Annotated in this window: 17 protein-coding genes; 6 read left to right on the top strand and 11 right to left on the bottom strand. The window is 56.9% G+C overall.

Annotated elements, in window-relative coordinates:
- Positions 1-43: 43 nt before the first annotated feature.
- Together ptsI and crr are read left to right on the top strand one after the other, a co-directional pair.
- Positions 44-1,771 (top strand): phosphoenolpyruvate-protein phosphotransferase PtsI, encoded by a 1,728-nt coding sequence (gene ptsI / locus ACOTZD_RS03565; RefSeq protein WP_006811455.1) that lies wholly within the window; start codon positions 44-46, stop codon positions 1,769-1,771.
- A gap of 40 nt (positions 1,772-1,811) precedes the next feature.
- Complete coding sequence (crr, locus tag ACOTZD_RS03570; protein WP_003861316.1) at positions 1,812-2,321, top strand: PTS glucose transporter subunit IIA; 510 nt, start codon at positions 1,812-1,814, stop codon at positions 2,319-2,321.
- Positions 2,322-2,365: 44 nt separating this feature from the next.
- Here crr and pdxK read toward each other — a convergent pair whose 3' ends face one another.
- From pdxK to ACOTZD_RS03620, 10 genes are all read right to left on the bottom strand, one after another.
- A complete protein-coding gene (pdxK, locus tag ACOTZD_RS03575) occupies positions 2,366-3,202 on the bottom strand; it encodes a pyridoxine/pyridoxal/pyridoxamine kinase (RefSeq protein WP_003861313.1) in 837 nt (278 codons plus the stop codon).
- A 5-nt stretch (positions 3,203-3,207) separates the two neighbouring features.
- On the bottom strand, positions 3,208-4,119 hold the full coding sequence (gene cysM / locus ACOTZD_RS03580; RefSeq protein WP_023314615.1) for a cysteine synthase CysM: 912 nt from the start codon (positions 4,117-4,119) through the stop codon (positions 3,208-3,210).
- A gap of 67 nt (positions 4,120-4,186) precedes the next feature.
- Positions 4,187-5,281, bottom strand: a complete 1,095-nt coding sequence (cysA, locus tag ACOTZD_RS03585) for a sulfate/thiosulfate ABC transporter ATP-binding protein CysA (RefSeq protein ID WP_045896678.1) — start codon at positions 5,279-5,281, stop codon at positions 4,187-4,189.
- On the bottom strand, positions 5,271-6,146 hold the full coding sequence (gene cysW / locus ACOTZD_RS03590; RefSeq protein WP_023325019.1) for a sulfate/thiosulfate ABC transporter permease CysW: 876 nt from the start codon (positions 6,144-6,146) through the stop codon (positions 5,271-5,273). Before cysW ends, cysA begins: the two co-directional genes overlap by 11 nt.
- A complete protein-coding gene (gene cysT, locus ACOTZD_RS03595; RefSeq protein WP_003861303.1) occupies positions 6,146-6,979 on the bottom strand; it encodes a sulfate/thiosulfate ABC transporter permease CysT in 834 nt (277 codons plus the stop codon). Before cysT ends, cysW begins: the two co-directional genes overlap by 1 nt.
- Positions 6,979-7,992, bottom strand: a complete 1,014-nt coding sequence (locus ACOTZD_RS03600; RefSeq protein WP_032609792.1) for a sulfate ABC transporter substrate-binding protein — start codon at positions 7,990-7,992, stop codon at positions 6,979-6,981. Before ACOTZD_RS03600 ends, cysT begins: the two co-directional genes overlap by 1 nt.
- A 175-nt stretch (positions 7,993-8,167) precedes the next feature.
- Positions 8,168-9,067, bottom strand: coding sequence for a Dyp-type peroxidase (locus ACOTZD_RS03605; RefSeq protein ID WP_058659059.1), 900 nt, complete (start codon positions 9,065-9,067; stop codon positions 8,168-8,170).
- A gap of 92 nt (positions 9,068-9,159) precedes the next feature.
- On the bottom strand, positions 9,160-9,735 hold the full coding sequence (locus ACOTZD_RS03610) for an RpoE-regulated lipoprotein (RefSeq protein ID WP_003861296.1): 576 nt from the start codon (positions 9,733-9,735) through the stop codon (positions 9,160-9,162).
- A 63-nt stretch (positions 9,736-9,798) separates the two neighbouring features.
- Positions 9,799-10,248, bottom strand: coding sequence for a DUF2919 domain-containing protein (locus ACOTZD_RS03615; protein WP_003861294.1), 450 nt, complete (start codon positions 10,246-10,248; stop codon positions 9,799-9,801).
- A complete protein-coding gene (locus ACOTZD_RS03620; protein ID WP_003861292.1) occupies positions 10,235-10,660 on the bottom strand; it encodes a GNAT family acetyltransferase in 426 nt (141 codons plus the stop codon). Before ACOTZD_RS03620 ends, ACOTZD_RS03615 begins: the two co-directional genes overlap by 14 nt.
- A 212-nt stretch (positions 10,661-10,872) precedes the next feature.
- Between ACOTZD_RS03620 and amiA the strand changes: the two genes are divergently transcribed.
- Together amiA and hemF are read left to right on the top strand one after the other, a co-directional pair.
- A complete protein-coding gene (gene amiA, locus ACOTZD_RS03625) occupies positions 10,873-11,748 on the top strand; it encodes an N-acetylmuramoyl-L-alanine amidase AmiA (protein ID WP_003861291.1) in 876 nt (291 codons plus the stop codon).
- Positions 11,748-12,647: an oxygen-dependent coproporphyrinogen oxidase gene (hemF, locus tag ACOTZD_RS03630; protein ID WP_023325023.1), complete on the top strand. Its 900-nt coding sequence runs from the start codon at positions 11,748-11,750 to the stop codon at positions 12,645-12,647. Before amiA ends, hemF begins: the two co-directional genes overlap by 1 nt.
- A gap of 110 nt (positions 12,648-12,757) precedes the next feature.
- On the opposite strand, the gene maeB is transcribed toward hemF, so the two are convergent.
- Entirely contained in the window at positions 12,758-15,037 is a 2,280-nt protein-coding gene (maeB, locus tag ACOTZD_RS03635; protein WP_003863546.1) for an NADP-dependent oxaloacetate-decarboxylating malate dehydrogenase, read from the bottom strand.
- A 286-nt stretch (positions 15,038-15,323) separates the two neighbouring features.
- Here maeB and tal point away from each other — a divergent pair, with 286 nt between their 5' ends.
- Both tal and tkt read left to right on the top strand, forming a co-directional pair.
- Positions 15,324-16,274, top strand: coding sequence for a transaldolase (gene tal / locus ACOTZD_RS03640; protein ID WP_023314621.1), 951 nt, complete (start codon positions 15,324-15,326; stop codon positions 16,272-16,274).
- A 19-nt stretch (positions 16,275-16,293) separates the two neighbouring features.
- Positions 16,294-18,282 carry a transketolase gene (gene tkt, locus ACOTZD_RS03645; protein WP_045330443.1) on the top strand — a complete coding sequence of 663 codons (1,989 nt, stop codon included), beginning with the start codon at positions 16,294-16,296 and terminating at the stop codon, positions 18,280-18,282.
- Positions 18,283-18,284: the final 2 nt, after the last annotated feature.

Consider the following 18,284-nt stretch of genomic DNA (forward strand, 5'->3'; position numbering starts at 1 on the left):
TTACCGGGTTCTTTTCAATATCAGTCACAAGTAAGGTAGGGTTATGATTTCAGGCATTTTAGCATCCCCGGGTATCGCTTTCGGCAAAGCATTGCTGCTGAAAGAAGACGAAATCGTCATTGACCGGAAAAAAATTTCTGCCGACAAGGTTGATCAGGAAGTTGAACGTTTTCTGAGCGGTCGTGCCAAGGCATCTGCGCAACTGGAAGCGATTAAAACTAAAGCTGGCGAAACTTTCGGTGAAGAAAAAGAAGCCATCTTCGAAGGGCACATTATGCTGCTCGAAGATGAGGAGCTGGAGCAGGAAATCATAGCCCTGATTAAAGATAAAGGCATGACGGCCGACGCGGCTGCGCATGAAGTTATCGAAGGTCAGGCATCTGCCCTGGAAGAGCTGGACGATGAATACCTGAAAGAGCGTGCGGCTGACGTACGTGACATCGGTAAGCGCCTGCTGCGCAACATCCTGGGTCTGGCCATCATCGATCTGAGCGCGATTCAGGACGAAGTGATCCTGGTTGCCGCTGACCTGACCCCGTCTGAAACCGCACAGCTGAACCTGAACAAGGTGCTGGGTTTCATTACTGATGCAGGTGGACGTACCTCCCACACCTCTATCATGGCGCGTTCTCTGGAGCTGCCAGCCATTGTGGGTACCGGTAGCGTTACCTCTCAGGTTAAAAACGACGACTATCTGATTCTGGATGCCGTAAACAATGTGGTTTACGTCAACCCAACTAACGATGTGATCGAGCAGCTGCGTTCCGTTCAGGAGCAGGTTGCTACCGAGAAAGCGGAACTCGCTAAACTGAAAGATCTGCCAGCCATCACGCTGGACGGCCATCAGGTTGAAGTGTGCGCTAACATCGGTACCGTACGTGACGTTGACGGCGCTGAGCGCAACGGCGCGGAAGGTGTGGGTCTGTATCGTACTGAATTCCTGTTCATGGATCGCGACGCTCTGCCAACGGAAGAAGAGCAGTTTGCAGCGTACAAAGCGGTTGCGGAAGCGTGCGGCTCGCAGGCGGTTATCGTCCGTACCATGGACATCGGTGGCGACAAAGAGCTGCCGTACATGAACTTCCCGAAAGAAGAGAACCCGTTCCTGGGCTGGCGTGCCGTGCGTATCGCCATGGATCGCAAAGAGATCCTGCGTGACCAGGTTCGCGCTATTCTGCGTGCCTCCGCTTTCGGTAAACTGCGCATCATGTTCCCGATGATCATCTCTGTTGAAGAAGTGCGTGCACTGAAGAAAGAGATCGAAATCTACAAACAGGAACTGCGCGACGAAGGTAAAGCATTTGACGAATCCATTGAGATCGGCGTGATGGTGGAAACACCGGCAGCCGCGACCATTGCGCGTCATTTAGCCAAAGAAGTTGATTTCTTTAGTATCGGTACCAATGATTTAACGCAGTACACCCTGGCAGTTGACCGTGGTAATGATATGATTTCACATCTCTACCAGCCAATGTCACCGTCCGTACTGAATTTGATCAAGCAAGTTATTGATGCTTCTCATGCAGAAGGTAAATGGACTGGCATGTGTGGTGAGCTTGCAGGCGACGAACGTGCTACACTTCTGTTGCTGGGTATGGGTCTGGACGAATTCTCTATGAGCGCCATTTCCATCCCGCGCATTAAGAAGATTATCCGTAACACGAACTTCGAAGATGCGAAGGTGTTAGCAGAGCAGGCTCTTGCTCAACCGACAACGGACGAGTTAATGACGCTGGTTAACAAGTTCATTGAAGAAAAAACAATCTGCTAATCCACGAGATGCGGCCCAATTTACTGCTTAGGAGAAGATCATGGGTTTGTTCGATAAACTGAAATCTCTGGTTTCTGATGACAAGAAAGACTCCGGAACTATTGAGATTGTTGCTCCGCTCTCCGGCGAGATCGTCAACATCGAAGACGTGCCGGATGTAGTGTTTGCTGAGAAAATCGTTGGTGATGGCATTGCTATCAAACCAACTGGCAACAAAATGGTTGCTCCAGTTGACGGCACCATCGGTAAAATTTTTGAAACCAACCATGCGTTCTCTATCGAATCCGATAGCGGTATCGAACTGTTCGTTCACTTCGGTATCGACACCGTTGAACTGAAAGGCGAAGGCTTCAAACGTATCGCGGAAGAAGGCCAGCGTGTTAAAGTTGGCGACCCGGTAATTGAATTCGATCTGCCACTGCTGGAAGAAAAAGCCAAGTCTACCCTGACGCCGGTTGTTATCTCCAACATGGACGAAATTAAAGAACTGATCAAACTGTCTGGCAGCGTTACCGTGGGTGAAACCCCGGTTATCCGCATCAAGAAGTAATTCTTGCCGCACGGTAAAATGGCGCCTTCGGGCGCCATTTTTGTTTATGCAGGCAGGATAAGCTCGTCATAGCCTTTCGACTGCGTATAGATCATCACGTCAGTCACCCTGTCGCCCGCCATGCGAATGGCGTCGGCCACGGTTTTACCCCCGACGATACCGCTCACCAGCTCCGAACAGAACAGATCCCCCGTCCCTTTCAGATCCGTCTCTACGCGCGGGTGCGCGCTAACGGTAACACCTTCTTCGCTCACCAGCACGACGTGGATATTCTGCGGATCGTCAGCCACTGGCGCACTAGTGATAGCCACCCATTTCAGCGAGTTGGACAGCAGCCCCTGCGCGGCGGCAATGGCGCTCTCCGGCGTACGGCACGGTTTGCCGCTCAGCACTTCCAGTTCATACACGTTGGGCGTAATGCCCTGGGCCAGCGGGAGCAGATGCTCACGGTAAGCTTCAGGAATATCCGGCTTCACGTACATCCCGCTGTCGATATCCCCGATTACCGGGTCAACCAGCACCAGCAGATCGGGATGTTGCACTTTGATCGCCTTCAGCCACTGCGCCAGCAGCACGATCTGGCTGGCACTGCCCATATACCCGGTTGTCACCGCTTTTAACTCGCGTAAAATCTCACGCTCTTCCAGCGCCTTCAGGTAGCCGCTGAACCACTCGTCCGGGATCACCCCGCCGTAGAAGGTGTCGTAGTGTGGCGTATTGCTGAACAGCACCGTCGGCACGGCGGTAACGTTCAGCCGGTGGGTGCGAATATTCGGCACCGCGATGCTGTTTCCCACGCTGCCGTACACCACCTGCGACTGTACGGCGACAATATCGGTTTGCTGCGCCCGGGTGTTATCCCGGAATAAAATCATCTCCATGACGCTTAAATCCCCGCCCCCTGCGAATAACTCTCTTCACCAAAGACGCCGGTAGACAGGTAACGGTCGCCGCGATCGCAAATAATCGCTACGACCACCGCTCCCGGCGTGGACTCAGCCACCCGGATCGCGCCCGCTACGGCACCGCCAGAGCTGACGCCGCAGAAGATGCCTTCACGTACGGCCAGCTCACGCATGGTATTTTCCGCCTCGCGCTGATGAATATCCAGCACCTGGTCCACAAGCTGCGCATTAAAGATGCCCGGCATATACTCCGCCGGCCAGCGGCGGATGCCCGGAATACTGCTCCCCTCTTCCGGTTGCAGGCCGACAATCGTCACTGGCTTATCCTGTTCACGCAGAAAGCGTGACACACCGGTGATCGTGCCCGTGGTCCCCATGCTGGAGACAAAGTGGGTGATGCGCCCGTCGGTTTGTTGCCAGATTTCCGGGCCGGTGGTGGTGTAGTGCGCGTACGGGTTGTCCGGGTTATTAAACTGGTCGAGCAGCTTGCCTTCCCCGCGCTCCGCCATCGCTAACGCTAAATCTCGGGCCCCTTCCATCCCCTGCTCTTTGCTCACCAGAATCAGCTCGGCCCCGTAGGCACGCATGGCGGCACGGCGCTCCTGGCTCATGTTATCCGGCATCAGCAGCTTCATACGATAGCCTTTCAGGGCGGCTATCATCGCCAGTGCGATACCGGTGTTACCACTGGTGGCTTCGATCAGCACATCGCCGGGCTTTATCTCGCCGCGCTTTTCGGCCTGAACAATCATCGACAGCGCCGCCCGGTCTTTCACCGACCCCGCCGGGTTATTGCCTTCAAGTTTGACCCAGATTTCGCTGCCGTTGTCACACCCCATGCGCTGAAGTTTGACCAGAGGGGTGTTGCCGATGGTGTGTTCGAGTGTATTCACGATTTTTACTCAATAAAAAGCCCGGTAAGCATCACGCCACCGGGCGAAAAACATACTCAATAACCTATCAGGCTGACTCCGCCAGAGCAATATCCTCGCGCGTCTCGATGCGCTCGTTGCCGTGATAAATGCGCGCGTGTTGCAGCCCCACAAACAGGCGTTCCCCCCGGTGCGGCGGCTCGTCGTCACGCATAACCACGGTCAGCGGCTCGGTGTACCAGCCCAGGGGCTGTACCACCAATTGGGTGTAGTGGCCTTTAGGGCTAGCTTCCAGCACCTGCACCGGAAGCGGTGAATCCAGGCTGGTACGGCGGCTGACGTCCACTTCCCACGGACGCAGGAACAGATCCACCGGCCCCTGATGCGCGGAGGTATACCCCAGCGGCCAGCGGTGCGCGCCAACGTGGAACTGACCGCCGCGAATGGTGCCCTGAAGGCGGTTTACTTCTCCCATAAACTCCAGCACAAAGCGGGTCGCCGGTTCACGCCAGAGCTGCTCTGGCTCGTCAACCTGCTCAATGTTGCCCTGACTCATTACTACCACGCGGTCGGCCACTTCCATCGCCTCTTCCTGATCGTGGGTCACGAAAACGCTGGTGAACTGGAGTTCCTCATGCAGCTGACGCAGCCAACGGCGCAGCTCTTTACGCACCTGCGCATCCAGCGCGCCAAACGGTTCGTCCAGTAGCAGGATTTGCGGTTCAACGGCTAACGCACGCGCCAGCGCCACGCGCTGCTTCTGCCCGCCGGAAAGCTGAGCCGGGAAGCGGTCCGCCAGATGTGCAAGCTGCACCATCTCCAGCAGTTTGGTCACTTTCGCTTTGATGGCGGCGGCATCTGGACGTTCACGACGCGGCAGCACGGTCAGGCCAAACGCAATGTTGTCAAATACCGTCATGTGGCGGAACAGCGCGTAATGCTGGAATACAAAGCCCACTTTACGGTCGCGGGCGTGCAGGCGGCTCACGTCCGTACCGTGGAAGCGGATATGTCCGCTGGTCTGGTGCTCAAGCCCGGCGATAATACGCAGCAGCGTGGTTTTACCGGAGCCAGACGGCCCCAGCAGCGCCACCATTTGTCCGGAAGGGACATCCAGCGAGATATCATTCAGCACCTGGGTGCGACCAAAAGACTTCTTAATATTGGCAATCTCAATGCTCATGATTTCCCTCCTGATGCTGACGTTTTTCCTGATTCTCTAAACGCCACTGCACCACACTCTTCAAAAACAGGGTCAAAATGGCCATCAGCGTCAGCAACGCTGCGGCAGTAAAGGAACCGACGGTGTTGTAGTCCTGTTCCAGTAATTCAATCTGTAACGGCAGCGACAGGGTTTCGCCGCGAATCGAGCCGGATACTACCGACACCGCGCCAAACTCACCGATCGCACGGGCGTTGGTCAGCACCACGCCGTAAAGCAGTGCCCAGCGGATATTCGGCAGCGTGACGCGGCGGAACATCTGCCAGCCGGAAGCGCCGAGCAGCACCGCGGCTTCATCTTCATGGCTGCCCTGGCTGAGCATCACTGGCACCAGCTCGCGCACCACGAACGGACAGGTGACAAAGACGGTCACCAGCACCATCCCCGGCCAGGCGAACATGATTTGCAGGTCGTGTTCATCCAGCCAGCCGCCCAGCGGGCCATTGGAGCCGTAGAAGAGCAGATAAACCAGACCCGCCACCACAGGAGACACCGCAAACGGGATATCCAGCAGGGTCAGCAGCAGCTGACGCCCCGGGAAGTTAAAGCGCGTTACCAGCCAGGCCAGCAATACGCCAAACAAAAGATTCACCGGGACAGTGATCAGGGCAATCATCACCGTCAGCCAGATGGCGTGGAGCATGTCCGGATCGGCCAGATTTTGCAGCGCGGGCATAATCCCTTTGCTGAAGGCCTGTACGAAGATGTACACCATCGGCACGACGAGAATGAATGCGGAGACCAGCACGCCGGTACCAATCAGAAACCATTTGCCCCAGTTGATGCGGGGCGCGTCATAGCGCTTCAATTGCGTAACTTCCGCCATCAGTGACCTACCACACGTCGACCAAAGCGACTTTGCAGAGTGTTAATCGAAAACAGTAGCAGCAGCGACGCGGCAAGGATCACCGAGGCAATCGCGCTCGCGGCCGGATAATCAAACTCCTGCAAACGGACAAAAATCATCAGCGAGGTCACTTCGGTTTTCCACGCGATGTTCCCGGCGATAAAAATGACCGCGCCAAATTCACCGAGGCTGCGGGTAAAGGAGAGCGCCACCCCCGCCAGCAAGGCCGGAGAAAGTTCCGGCAGAACAACCTTACGGAAACTCTGCCAGCGCGTGGCGCCCAGGGTTTCCGCGGCCTCTTCGTATTCGGGTCCTAACTCTTCCAGCACCGGCTGCACGGTACGCACCACAAACGGGATGCTGGTAAAGGCCATCGCCACCGCGATACCGAGCCAGGTATAGGTCACTTTGATATCAAACTTCGCCAGCCACTCACCGTAAAAGCCGTTCACGGAAAACAGCGACGCCAGCGTCAAACCGGCCACTGCCGTCGGCAGGGCAAAGGGCAGATCCATCAACGCGTCGAGGAGCGTGCGGCCCGGGAAGCGATAGCGGGTTAAGATCCACGCCATCAGCAGGCCAAACACGCCGTTAAAAATCGAGGCCACGAACGCAGACAGCAGCGTGACCTTATAGGCCGCCACCACCTGAGGGTTGGTGACCACTTCCCAGTACTGGGACCAGCTCATCTCAGCGAGCTGCATCACCAGAGCGCTGAGCGGTAACAATAAAATCAGACAGACGAACAGCAGGCTGGTCCCGAGGCTTAAGGTAAAACCCGGCAGCACACGTCTTGTTGATCCTGCAAACATTACTTACGCCCCGCCGCCAGCAATTTGTCTAACTCACCGCCGCTGGCAAAATGCGTTTTCATCACCTCAGGCCAGGCGCCGAAATGATCTTCCACGCGGAACAGCTCGGTCTGCGGGAATTTGTCTTTCAGCTTGCTCATCACGTCCGGGTTGTTGACACGGTAGTAGTAGTCGGTGATAACGGTCTGCGCCTGCGGGCTGTACAGATAGTTCAGGTAGGCTTTCGCCGCCTTTTCTGTGCCGTTAGCCTTAACGTTTTTATCCACCCACGCCACCGGGAACTCGGCCAGAATGTTGGTTTTCGGGATAACCACTTCGAAGCCCTGCGCTTCGTACTGTTTACGAATATTGTTCACCTCGGATTCAAAGCTGATCAGCACGTCGCCCAGCCCGCGTTCGGCGAAGGTAGTGGTTGCGCCACGACCGCCGGTATCAAACACCTCGACGTTTTTCAGGAACTGGGTCATAAACTGTTCGGTTTTCGCTTTATCGTTACCGTCAGCTTTGTCCGCCGCGCCCCACGCCGCCAGATAGGTATAACGCGCGTTGCCGGAAGTTTTCGGATTCGGGAAGATCAGCTTTACGTCTGAACGCACCAGGTCGTTCCAGTCGTGGATGTTCTTCGGGTTGCCCTTGCGCACCAGGAAGCCCATGGTGGAGTAAAATGGCGAACTGTTGTTCGGCAGGCGGCTTTGCCAGTTCGCCGGGATCAGTTTGCCTTTGTCGTGCAGGATCTGCACGTCCGTGACCTGGTTGTAGGTCACCACGTCCGCTTTCAGCCCCTGCAAAATGGCCAGCGCCTGCTTGGATGAGCCAGCGTGCGACTGTTTGATGGTCAGCTTGTCGCCGTTGTTCTCTTTCGCCCACTGCTGTTCAAATGCGGGATTAAGGGCGGCAAACAGCTCGCGCGAAACATCATAAGAACTGTTCAGCAACTCGGTTGCCTGCGCCTGCGCCACCAGCAGTAAACCTGCCAGTGCCAGCGATCCTTTTTTCAGTACAGTAACGGCCATTGCGCACCCTTATAAATGTGATGACTATCTTATAGTCATAATATTTATAACGGAGTCTAAAGGAGTAACGGTTTTATATACCGTTTAGTGATTTAGAAGCAGAAAAGGGAATAAGAGTGCGAGAGAAATTGCCGGGTGGCGCTAACGCTTACCCGGCCTACGAATGGAGAGCGATTTACAGCGCCAGCAGGCGCTCAACGGACGGCGCAAAGTAGTAGCCGCCAGTCACCGGACGGGTGAAGCGCAGCATGGCGTCACGCTTGCCGTCGGTATCGCCAAACATGCTCAGCAGCTGCTGTTCGATGTTGTAGAGCCGCGCGCAGTAAGCGCAGAAGTACAGGCCGTGCGTACCGCTCGCGGTGCCGTACGGCAGGCTCTGGCGAACAATCTTCAGCCCCTTACCGTCTTCTTTAAGGTCAACGCGGGACAGGTGGGACGTGACCGGACGCGCATCGCCGTCAATCTCTTCATTGGCGTCTTTGGTGCGGCCAATCATCATCTCCTGGTCATGCACGCTCATGCGGTTGAGCTGCCTGAGGTTATGCTCCCAGCGCTGGACGAACACGTAGCTGCCGCCCGCGTCAACGCCATCCTTGATTACAGCCACCTCGCGGCGCGTCTCTTCCCCGGCCGGGTTTTCGGTGCCGTCGACGAAGCCGCTCAAATCGCGCTCTTCCACCCAGCGGAAACCGTGGATCTCTTCCTGCACGTCGATGCTGTCACCAAAGGCCTCAATCGCTGCCTGAGCGACGGAGAAATTCACGTCGTGGCGCAGGGAGAGGATATGGATCAGGACGTCATACTGGGTGGCGGGCGCAAGACCTTTGCCATAAGGAATAAAATCTTTCAGCTCTTCTGCGCCTTCGCCGCCGCTCAGCTGACGCCAGACGGTATTGCCAAAGGCAACCACCGCGCCCAGATGGGCTTCGGGGAATTTGGCCTGGAAGGTGGCCAGTTTATCAACGAAAACTTTGCTGGCCGCACGCAGGGCATCCACATCCCCTTTGACGTTGGCTTCAATCCAAATCGCCGCGCGGCAATGTTCTGGCAAAATGCCACTCTGAACCTGAGACATCGCTCCTCCTGAAAAAAAGATGCCACGACTGCGTGGCATTGATGGCGGCTATTATACCTGGATTTCAGCGAGGCGGCTTGCTCAGGCGCAAATTACTGCTTCCAGATAATTTTGCTCACTTTCCACTTTTTCAGGGTGTCGTCAGACGGCATTAACCCTTCCGGACCGTTCCAGGTGCCGCTGAATACATAGCTAATGTGCTGGCTGCCGTCGGCCTTACACTCGACCGCCACGCTCTCCTCCGACGGCACACTGGCGCAGTGGCCAAACGCTTTCTGGTAGAGCTCGCCAAACGGCGTACCTACCTTCACGCCACCTGAGGTCGGGATCTCTTCATCCATCACCGCAATGCGGTTGACCGTACCTTTATCGCCGTTGATGACCATCGCCACCTTGTCGTCTTTCAACGCTTCGAAATAGCGCACGATGTTGCCGTTCTCGGTTTTCATGCCGCTGCGCAGGCGATAATCACTGCCGATGGCATCCTGAATGGCATCCTGATCCAGTGCCGTCGAGGCGGTAATTTTGCCCACGCCCTGCTCGGTCACTTCCGTTGAGGAACCAAACCAGTTCCACGGATAGGCCGCAGACCAGTTGATGGATGAGAGCGTGGAACAGCCGGTTAACGCCAGCGGGAGAGCGCATAAAAGTAAACGCAGCGATTTCATTGAGACGTCCTTACGTAGTAAATCAACGCTTGTTGGAGTGCAGTATCGGCAAAAAGTGCCGTTTTAATCTGACTCTTGCGTAAAACAGGCGCGTAAACGAGGATTCGTGACCAGCCACAGCAGCGCGACAATATCCGCCACCACCAGCGCAATCCCGATACCTGATAGCGGCTCGCCGTACAGCCAGAGCACGGGCTGCCAGACCAGGAGCACAACCTGCGCCAGAATCAATAGCCAGCGAAGTGCGCGCCAGAAGCGCGGGAGGAACTGCCGCCGTCCGCTGCACAGGAACGCCAGCACCGCCGGTACACCGGGCAGTAACCCCAGCCAGAACGCATCGTGATCGGGATAAAAGAGATTCAGTAGCGTATCGCCCTGCCCGCGCGACGCGCCAGCCATAACGAACAGCACCCAGGTGCGGGCCTGCAACAGCAGAACGCACCAGAACAAAAAAGGCAGACGCAGACGACCGTGAACATCATAGTCGCCAGGGTGGAACTCAGTACTCTTCATCTTCGATCAGGCGCTTACCCAGCGTCAGTACATCCGCATGCTCGTAGCCCAGACGTTCATACATGCCCAGCACCACGTCGTTATCTTCCCGCACCATAATCTGGATTTTCGGGCAGCCACGGGCGATCAGCTTCTTTTCCAGACGGTTAAGCAGCGCGTTGGCGATGCCGCGCGCGCGGTATTCCGGGTGCACGCCCAGATAGTAGGCCGAGCCGCGGTGGCCGTCGTACCCGCCCATCACCGTCCCGACTACTTCGCCGTTGACCTCAGCGACCAGAAACAGACTGACGTCGTGATTCACCTTCCGTTCGATGTCCATCTCCGGATCGTTCCACGGACGCAGCAGATCGCAGCGCTCCCAAAGGGTGATCACCTCTTCGAAATCTTCCTGGCGAAAAACGCGTATCTCCATGGTATTAACCGCCTTTTCGGGTTTAAAAACAGTGATTATGGCGTGAACAGGGCATTTAGCCAATAACCGGGGAAAAACTCGCCAAAATTTGGCATAATGTCACTTTGTCACGTATTGAAATGAAAAGTAAAACAATTCTCAATAAGGAATGTCGTCACGCAAAACGCGATACGATATAACACCAGGACCCCAATTTTTACAATTCAGGCCGCATGAGCACATTCAAACCATTAAAAGCACTCACATCGCGTCGTCAGGTTCTCAAAGCGGGGCTGGCGGCCTTAACGTTAACGGGCATCGCAAAGCAGGCTCAGGCAAAAGACGAGAGCACGCTTAAAACCAGTAACGGACACAGCAAACCGAAAACCAAAAAAGCCGGCGCAAAGCGTCTGGTCATGCTCGATCCAGGCCACGGCGGGATCGACACCGGCGCCATTGGCCGAAACGGTTCGAAAGAAAAACACGTCGTGCTGGCAATTGCAAAAAATGTGCGCGCAATTTTACGCAGCAACGGTATTGACGCCCGCCTGACGCGCACGGGCGACACGTTTATCCCACTGTACGATCGCGTGGAGATTGCCCACAAGCACGGCGCAGACCTGTTTATGTCCATTCACGCGGATGGCTTCACAAACCCTTCCGCCGCAGGCGCCTCGGTGTTCGCTCTCTCCAACCGTGGCGCCAGTAGCGCCATGGCGAAATACCTCTCCGATCGTGAAAACCGGGCGGATGAAGTGGCCGGGAAAAAAGCTACCGACAAAGACCATCTGTTACAGCAGGTTCTGTTTGATCTCGTGCAGACCGATACCATCAAAAACAGCCTGACGCTCGGCTCGCATATCCTTAAACGGATTAAGCCCGTGCACCGTCTGCACAGCAAAAGCACCGAGCAGGCCGCGTTTGTGGTGCTGAAGTCCCCGTCCATACCGTCCGTGCTGGTGGAAACCTCGTTCATTACCAACCCGGAAGAAGAGCGTTTACTCGGCACTAAGGCGTTTCGTCAGAAGATCGCGAACGCCATCGCCTCCGGGGTCATCAGTTATTTCAACTGGTTCGATAATCAAAAAGCGCACTCCAGGAAACGTTGATGAAACCGAATGCACAGCTGGTCAAAACTTTCCTGATGCAGCTACAGGACGCGATTTGCCAGAAACTTTCCGCCGCAGACGGCGGTGAATTCCAGGAAGACGCCTGGCAGCGCGAAGCGGGCGGCGGCGGGCGCAGCCGCGTGCTGCGTAACGGCGGTATTTTTGAACAGGCCGGGGTCAACTTCTCCCACGTCCACGGTGATGCAATGCCAGCGTCCGCCACGGCGCATCGGCCTGAACTGGCGGGCCGCAGCTTCGAGGCGATGGGCGTCTCGCTGGTGGTGCATCCGCATAACCCGTTTGTGCCAACCAGCCACGCCAACGTGCGCTTTTTCATCGCGGAAAAACCGGGGGCCGATCCGGTCTGGTGGTTTGGCGGCGGTTTCGACTTAACGCCTTACTATGGCTTCGAAGAGGATGCCGTGCACTGGCACACCACCGCGCGCGACCTCTGCCTGCCGTTTGGCGAAGACGTTTACCCGAAATACAAAAAGTGGTGCGATGACTATTTCTATCTGAAGCACCGCGACGAGCAGCGCGGCATCGGCGGGCTGTTCTTTGACGATCTCAACACGCCGGATTTTGATACCGCATTCAGCTTTATGCGCGCGGTGGGTGAAGGCTTTACCGATGCCTATCTGCCGATTGTCGAACGCCGCAAAAACACCGACTACGGCGTGCGCGAGCGTGAGTTCCAGCTTTACCGCCGCGGGCGCTACGTGGAGTTTAACCTGGTATGGGATCGCGGGACGCTGTTTGGCCTGCAAACCGGTGGGCGCACGGAGTCCATTCTGATGTCGATGCCGCCGCTGGTGCGCTGGGAATACAGCTACGCGCCAAAAGAAGGCAGCCCGGAGGCTGCCTTGAGTGAGTTTATTCGGGTTCGGGACTGGGTGTAACCCTTACCCCTCACCCCGGCCCTCTCCCCAAAGGGGCGAGGGTGAAAAGACGGCTCGGAGCTGTCCCCTCTCCCCTCAGGGGAGAGGGTTAGGGTGAGGGGTGGGGTTAATTACAGCGGCTGCGTCTGTGCCTCAACCACCGCCAGCGCCACCATGTTGACGATACGACGCACGGAGGCAATCGGCGTTAACACATGCACCGGTTTTGACACCCCCATCAGCACTGGCCCTACGGTCACCCCTTCAGAACTCGACACACGCAGCAGGTTATAGCTGATACGCGCCGCTTCCACGTTTGGCATAATCAGCACGTTCGCCGAGCCTTTCAGCGGGCTGTCCGGCATGCGTTCGTTACGGATGCTCTCCACCAGCGCGGCGTCGCCGTGCATCTCGCCGTCGATCATCAGCTCCGGCGCACGCTCGCGCACCAGGTCCAGCGTCTGGCGCATTTTGCACGCCGCCGCGGATTTGGATGACCCGAAGTTAGAGTGCGACAGCAGCGCCACTTTCGGCTCGATACCAAAGCGGCGCACGGTTTCCGCCGCCATCACGGTGATTTCCGCCAGTTCCTCCGGGGAAGGATCGTCGTTGACGTAGGTATCGGCGATAAAGGTGTTACCGCTTGGCAGCAGCAGCGCGTTCATTGCGCCGGCAGTATGGACGCCCTCGCGATAGCCGAAGATCTCCTGCACCACGCTGAAATGCTCATGGTACTCGCCGATGGTGCCGCAGATCAGCGCATCCGCCTCACCGCGATGAACCATGATCGCGCCGATCACCGTGGTATTGCTGATCACCGCCCGCTGCGCCTGCTCCTGGGTGATCCCGCGACGCTTCATGATCGAATAGTATTCGTTCCAGTACTCTTTGAAGCGCGGATCGGATTCGTTATTGACGATCTCAAAGTCGACGCCCGGCTTAATTTGCAGGCCCAGCTTCTGAATACGCATCTCGATCACGCTCGGACGACCAATCAGGATCGGTTTCGCCAGCCCTAAGGTGATCAGCTCCTGCGTGGCATGCAGCACGCGCGCCTCTTCCCCTTCCGCCAGCACCACGCGCTTCGCGTCAGCGCGCGCCTGGGAGAAGATCGGCTTCATAAACAGGTTGGTTTTGTAGACGAACTCGGTGAGTTTATCGACGTAGGCATCGAAATCTTCAATCGGCCGCGTCGCCACGCCGGAGTCCATCGCCGCTTTAGCCACCGCTGGCGCGATCTTCACGATCAGACGCGGGTCAAATGGTTTAGGGATAATGTAGTCGGGGCCGAAGCTCAGATCCTGATCGCCGTAGGCGGAGGCCACCACTTCGCTCTGCTCGGCGTGCGCCAGCTCTGCGATAGCATGAACGGCGGCGAGCTTCATCTCTTCGTTGATTGCCGTAGCGCCGACGTCCAGCGCACCGCGGAAGATGAACGGGAAGCAGAGCACGTTGTTCACCTGGTTCGGGTAGTCCGAACGTCCGGTACAGATGATCGCGTCTTCACGCACCGCCTTCGCCAGCGGCGGCAGAATTTCCGGCTCCGGGTTCGCCAGGGCCAGGATCATTGGCGCGCGCGCCATCTTCTGCACCATCTCCTGGGTCAGTACTTTCGGGCCTGAACAGCCGAGGAAAATGTCGGCACCTTCAATGACGTCTTCTAGCGTGCGCTTGCCGTCGTCTTCCACCGCATAGGCCGCCTTGGTTTCCGCCATGTTTGGCTCGCGGTCTTTGTAGATCACGCCCTTGGAGTCGCAGACCACAATATTGTGCTTCTGCATGCCCAGCGCCACCAGCAGGTTCATACAGGCGATGGCCGCGGCGCCTGCGCCGGAGACCACCATGCGCACGTCGGAGAGATTTTTCTCTACCACGCGCAGGCCGTTCAGAATGGCGGCGGTACTGATAATCGCCGTGCCGTGCTGGTCGTCATGGAACACGGGAATGTTCATACGCTCGCGCAGCTTCTGCTCGATATAGAAACATTCCGGCGCTTTGATGTCTTCCAGGTTGATGCCGCCGAAGGTCGGCTCCAGGGCCGCCACCACGTTGATGAATTTATCCGGATCCAGTTCGTCCACTTCGATATCGAAGACGTCGATACCGGCAAATTTCTTAAACAGAACGCCCTTCCCTTCCATCACCGGCTTACCGGCCAGCGCACCGATGTTCCCTAACCCCAGCACCGCCGTACCGTTAGAGATAACGGCCACCAGGTTGCCACGGGCGGTGTATTTGTACGCTGCCAGCGGATCTTTTTCGATTTCCAGGCACGGAGCAGCCACGCCTGGCGAGTAGGCCAGCGCCAGATCGCGCTGGGTCGCCAGCGGTTTGGTCGGGGATACCTGGATTTTACCCGGAACAGGAAACTCGTGAAAATCGAGAGCGCTTTGTTTTAACTGATCATCCATCTTGTTATTCCTTTCACGTTTCGGTCAAAAAGGGTGATGTTGACGTTCCTATGCACACCCTGGTGTGCCGCATAGTATCGCCGCAGGCAGGCTCCTAAACTTTGAAGGCTGCCAAACTCTCACCATTGCAGAATAAAAATTGTTATCAATTTATAACAACCATGTTACCCGTCTCAGACAGCAATGCCTCCCCCGTCTGCTATGCTTTTTTGTTAAGTCCATCATGATTTTCTCAGAAGTGTGAACTAACGCACTCGACTAACTCTTTTATTTCCAAGGAGTAATTATGAACCAGCTAGACGGCATCAAACAATTTACCACCGTGGTTGCAGACAGCGGCGACATCGAGTCGATTCGTCACTACCAGCCGGAAGACGCGACCACCAACCCCTCGCTGCTGCTCAAGGCGGCCGGTCTTGCGCACTTTAGTCATCTGATTGATGACGCCCTTGCCTATGGCAAACAGCGCGGGCAAACGCAGGAGCAGCAGGTCGCCGAGGCCAGCGACAAGCTGGCGGTCAATATCGGTGCGGAAATTCTTAAAAGCATACCGGGACGCGTCTCCACCGAAGTGGACGCCCGCCTCTCGTTTGACCAGGAAAAGAGCATCAACAAGGCTCGCCGCCTGGTGGAACTCTACCAGGAGCAGGGGATCGATAAGTCACGCATCCTGATCAAGCTTGCGTCTACCTGGGAAGGCATCCGCGCGGCGGAAGTGCTGGAGAAAGAGGGGATCCACTGCAACCTGACGCTACTGTTCTCCTTCGCCCAGGCGCGTGCCTGCGCCGAAGCGGGCGTGTTCCTGATTTCACCGTTTGTCGGGCGTATCTACGACTGGTATCAGGCGAAACAGCCAATGGATCCGTACGTGGTGGAAGAAGATCCTGGCGTAAAATCGGTGCGTAATATCTACGATTATTACAAGCAGCACCGCTACGAAACCATCGTGATGGGGGCCAGCTTCCGCCGCACCGAGCAGATCCTGGCGCTCGCGGGCTGCGACCGGCTGACCATCTCCCCTGACCTGCTGAAAAAGCTTCAGGAGAGTGAAGAGACGGTGATCCGCAAGCTTGTGCCGACCTCTACCGTTCTGCCAAAACCAAAACCCATGACCGAAGCGGAATTCCGCTGGGAGCACAATCAGGACCCAATGGCCGTGGAAAAACTGGCGGACGGCATCCGTCAGTTCGCCGTCGACCAGCGCAAACTCGAAGATCTTCTCGCTGCCAAACTTTAACCTTGCCACGGAGTGAACTATGTCCCGTAAAGAGCTCGCCAACGCCATTCGCGCCCTCAGCATGGATGCCGTACAAAAAGCCAATTCCGGCCACCCTGGCGCCCCCATGGGTATGGCTGATATTGCCGAAGTGCTGTGGAACGACTTCCTCAAGCACAACCCGACCGATCCGACCTGGTACGATCGCGACCGTTTTATTCTCTCCAACGGTCACGCCTCGATGCTGCTCTACAGCCTGCTGCACCTCTCCGGCTACGACCTGCCGCTTGAGGAGTTAAAAAACTTCCGCCAGCTGCACTCCAAAACGCCGGGCCACCCGGAGATCGGCTATACGCCGGGCGTTGAAACCACTACCGGCCCGCTGGGCCAGGGGCTGGCGAATGCCGTCGGCCTGGCGATTGCAGAGCGTACGCTGGCCGCGCAGTTCAACCAGCCCGACCACGAGATTGTCGATCACTACACCTATGTCTTTATGGGTGATGGCTGCCTGATGGAGGGGATCTCCCACGAGGTCTGCTCGCTGGCGGGCACCCTGGGCCTGGGCAAGCTGATTGGCTTCTACGATCACAACGGTATCTCCATTGACGGGGAAACCGAGGGCTGGTTTACCGACGACACGGCGAAACGCTTTGAAGCCTATCACTGGCACGTGGTGCACGAGATCGACGGTCACGATCCTGAGGCGGTGAAAAAAGCGATTCAGGAAGCGCAGAGCGTGAAGGACAAACCGTCCCTGATCATCTGCCGCACCACCATCGGCTTCGGCTCGCCGAACAAAGCGGGCAAAGAAGAGGCGCACGGCGCGGCGCTGGGTGAAGAGGAAGTGGCGCTGACCCGCCAGAAACTGGGCTGGAAACACCCGGCCTTTGAGATCCCAAAAGAGATCTACAAGGCCTGGGATGCTCGCGAAACAGGTGAAAAAGCGCAGCAGGCCTGGAACGAGAAGTTTGCCGCTTACAAAAAAGCGTATCCGGAGCTGGCGGCTGAGTTTACCCGCCGCATGAGCGGCGGCCTGCCGGAAGACTGGGAAGAGAAAACCCAGGCGATGATTGAAAACCTGCAATCCAACCCGGCGAAAATTGCCACCCGTAAGGCATCACAAAACACCCTGAACGCAATTGGCCCAATCCTGCCCGAACTGCTGGGCGGATCGGCGGATCTGGCGCCAAGTAACCTTACCATCTGGTCCGGCTCTAAATCCCTGAAGGAGGACATTGCCGGGAACTACATCCACTACGGCGTGCGCGAGTTCGGGATGACCGCCATTGCCAACGGCATCGCCCACCATGGCGGCTTCGTGCCGTACACCGCTACCTTCCTGATGTTTGTCGAATATGCCCGTAACGCGGCGCGTATGGCGGCTCTGATGAAGGCGCGGCAAATCATGGTGTACACCCACGACTCCATCGGACTGGGTGAAGATGGGCCGACGCACCAGGCGGTAGAGCAGCTGGCGAGCCTGCGCCTGACGCCAAACTTCAGTACCTGGCGTCCGTGCGATCAGGTTGAAGCGGCAGTGGGCTGGAAGCTGGCCGTAGAGCGTCATAACGGACCCACGGCGCTGATCCTGTCGCGCCAGAACCTGGCGCAGATCGAGCGCACGCCGGAGCAGGTGAAAAATATCGCCCGCGGCGGGTACATCCTGAAAGACAGCGGCGGCAAGCCAGACGTGATCCTGATTGCCACCGGTTCAGAGGTGGAAATCACGGTAAAAGCGGCGGAGAAACTGACCGCCGAGGGTCACGCGGTGCGCGTGGTTTCCCTGCCTTCAACGGATATCTTTGATGCCCAGGATGAGGCGTACCGCGAATCGGTGCTGCCTTCAAACGTCGCGGCGCGCGTGGCGGTTGAAGCTGGCATTGCCGACTACTGGTACAAATATGTGGGTCTGAAAGGGGCGATTGTCGGCATGAAGGGTTACGGTGAATCCGCCCCGGCCGATAAGCTGTTTCCGTACTTCGGCTTTACCGTTGAGAACGTAGTGGAGAAGGCGCTGAGCGTGCTGTAGTG

Origin of the sequence: Enterobacter cloacae complex sp. SHL022 (genome assembly GCF_049237785.1) — a bacterium.
Taxonomy (GTDB): Bacteria; Pseudomonadota; Gammaproteobacteria; order Enterobacterales; family Enterobacteriaceae; genus Enterobacter; species Enterobacter hormaechei_C.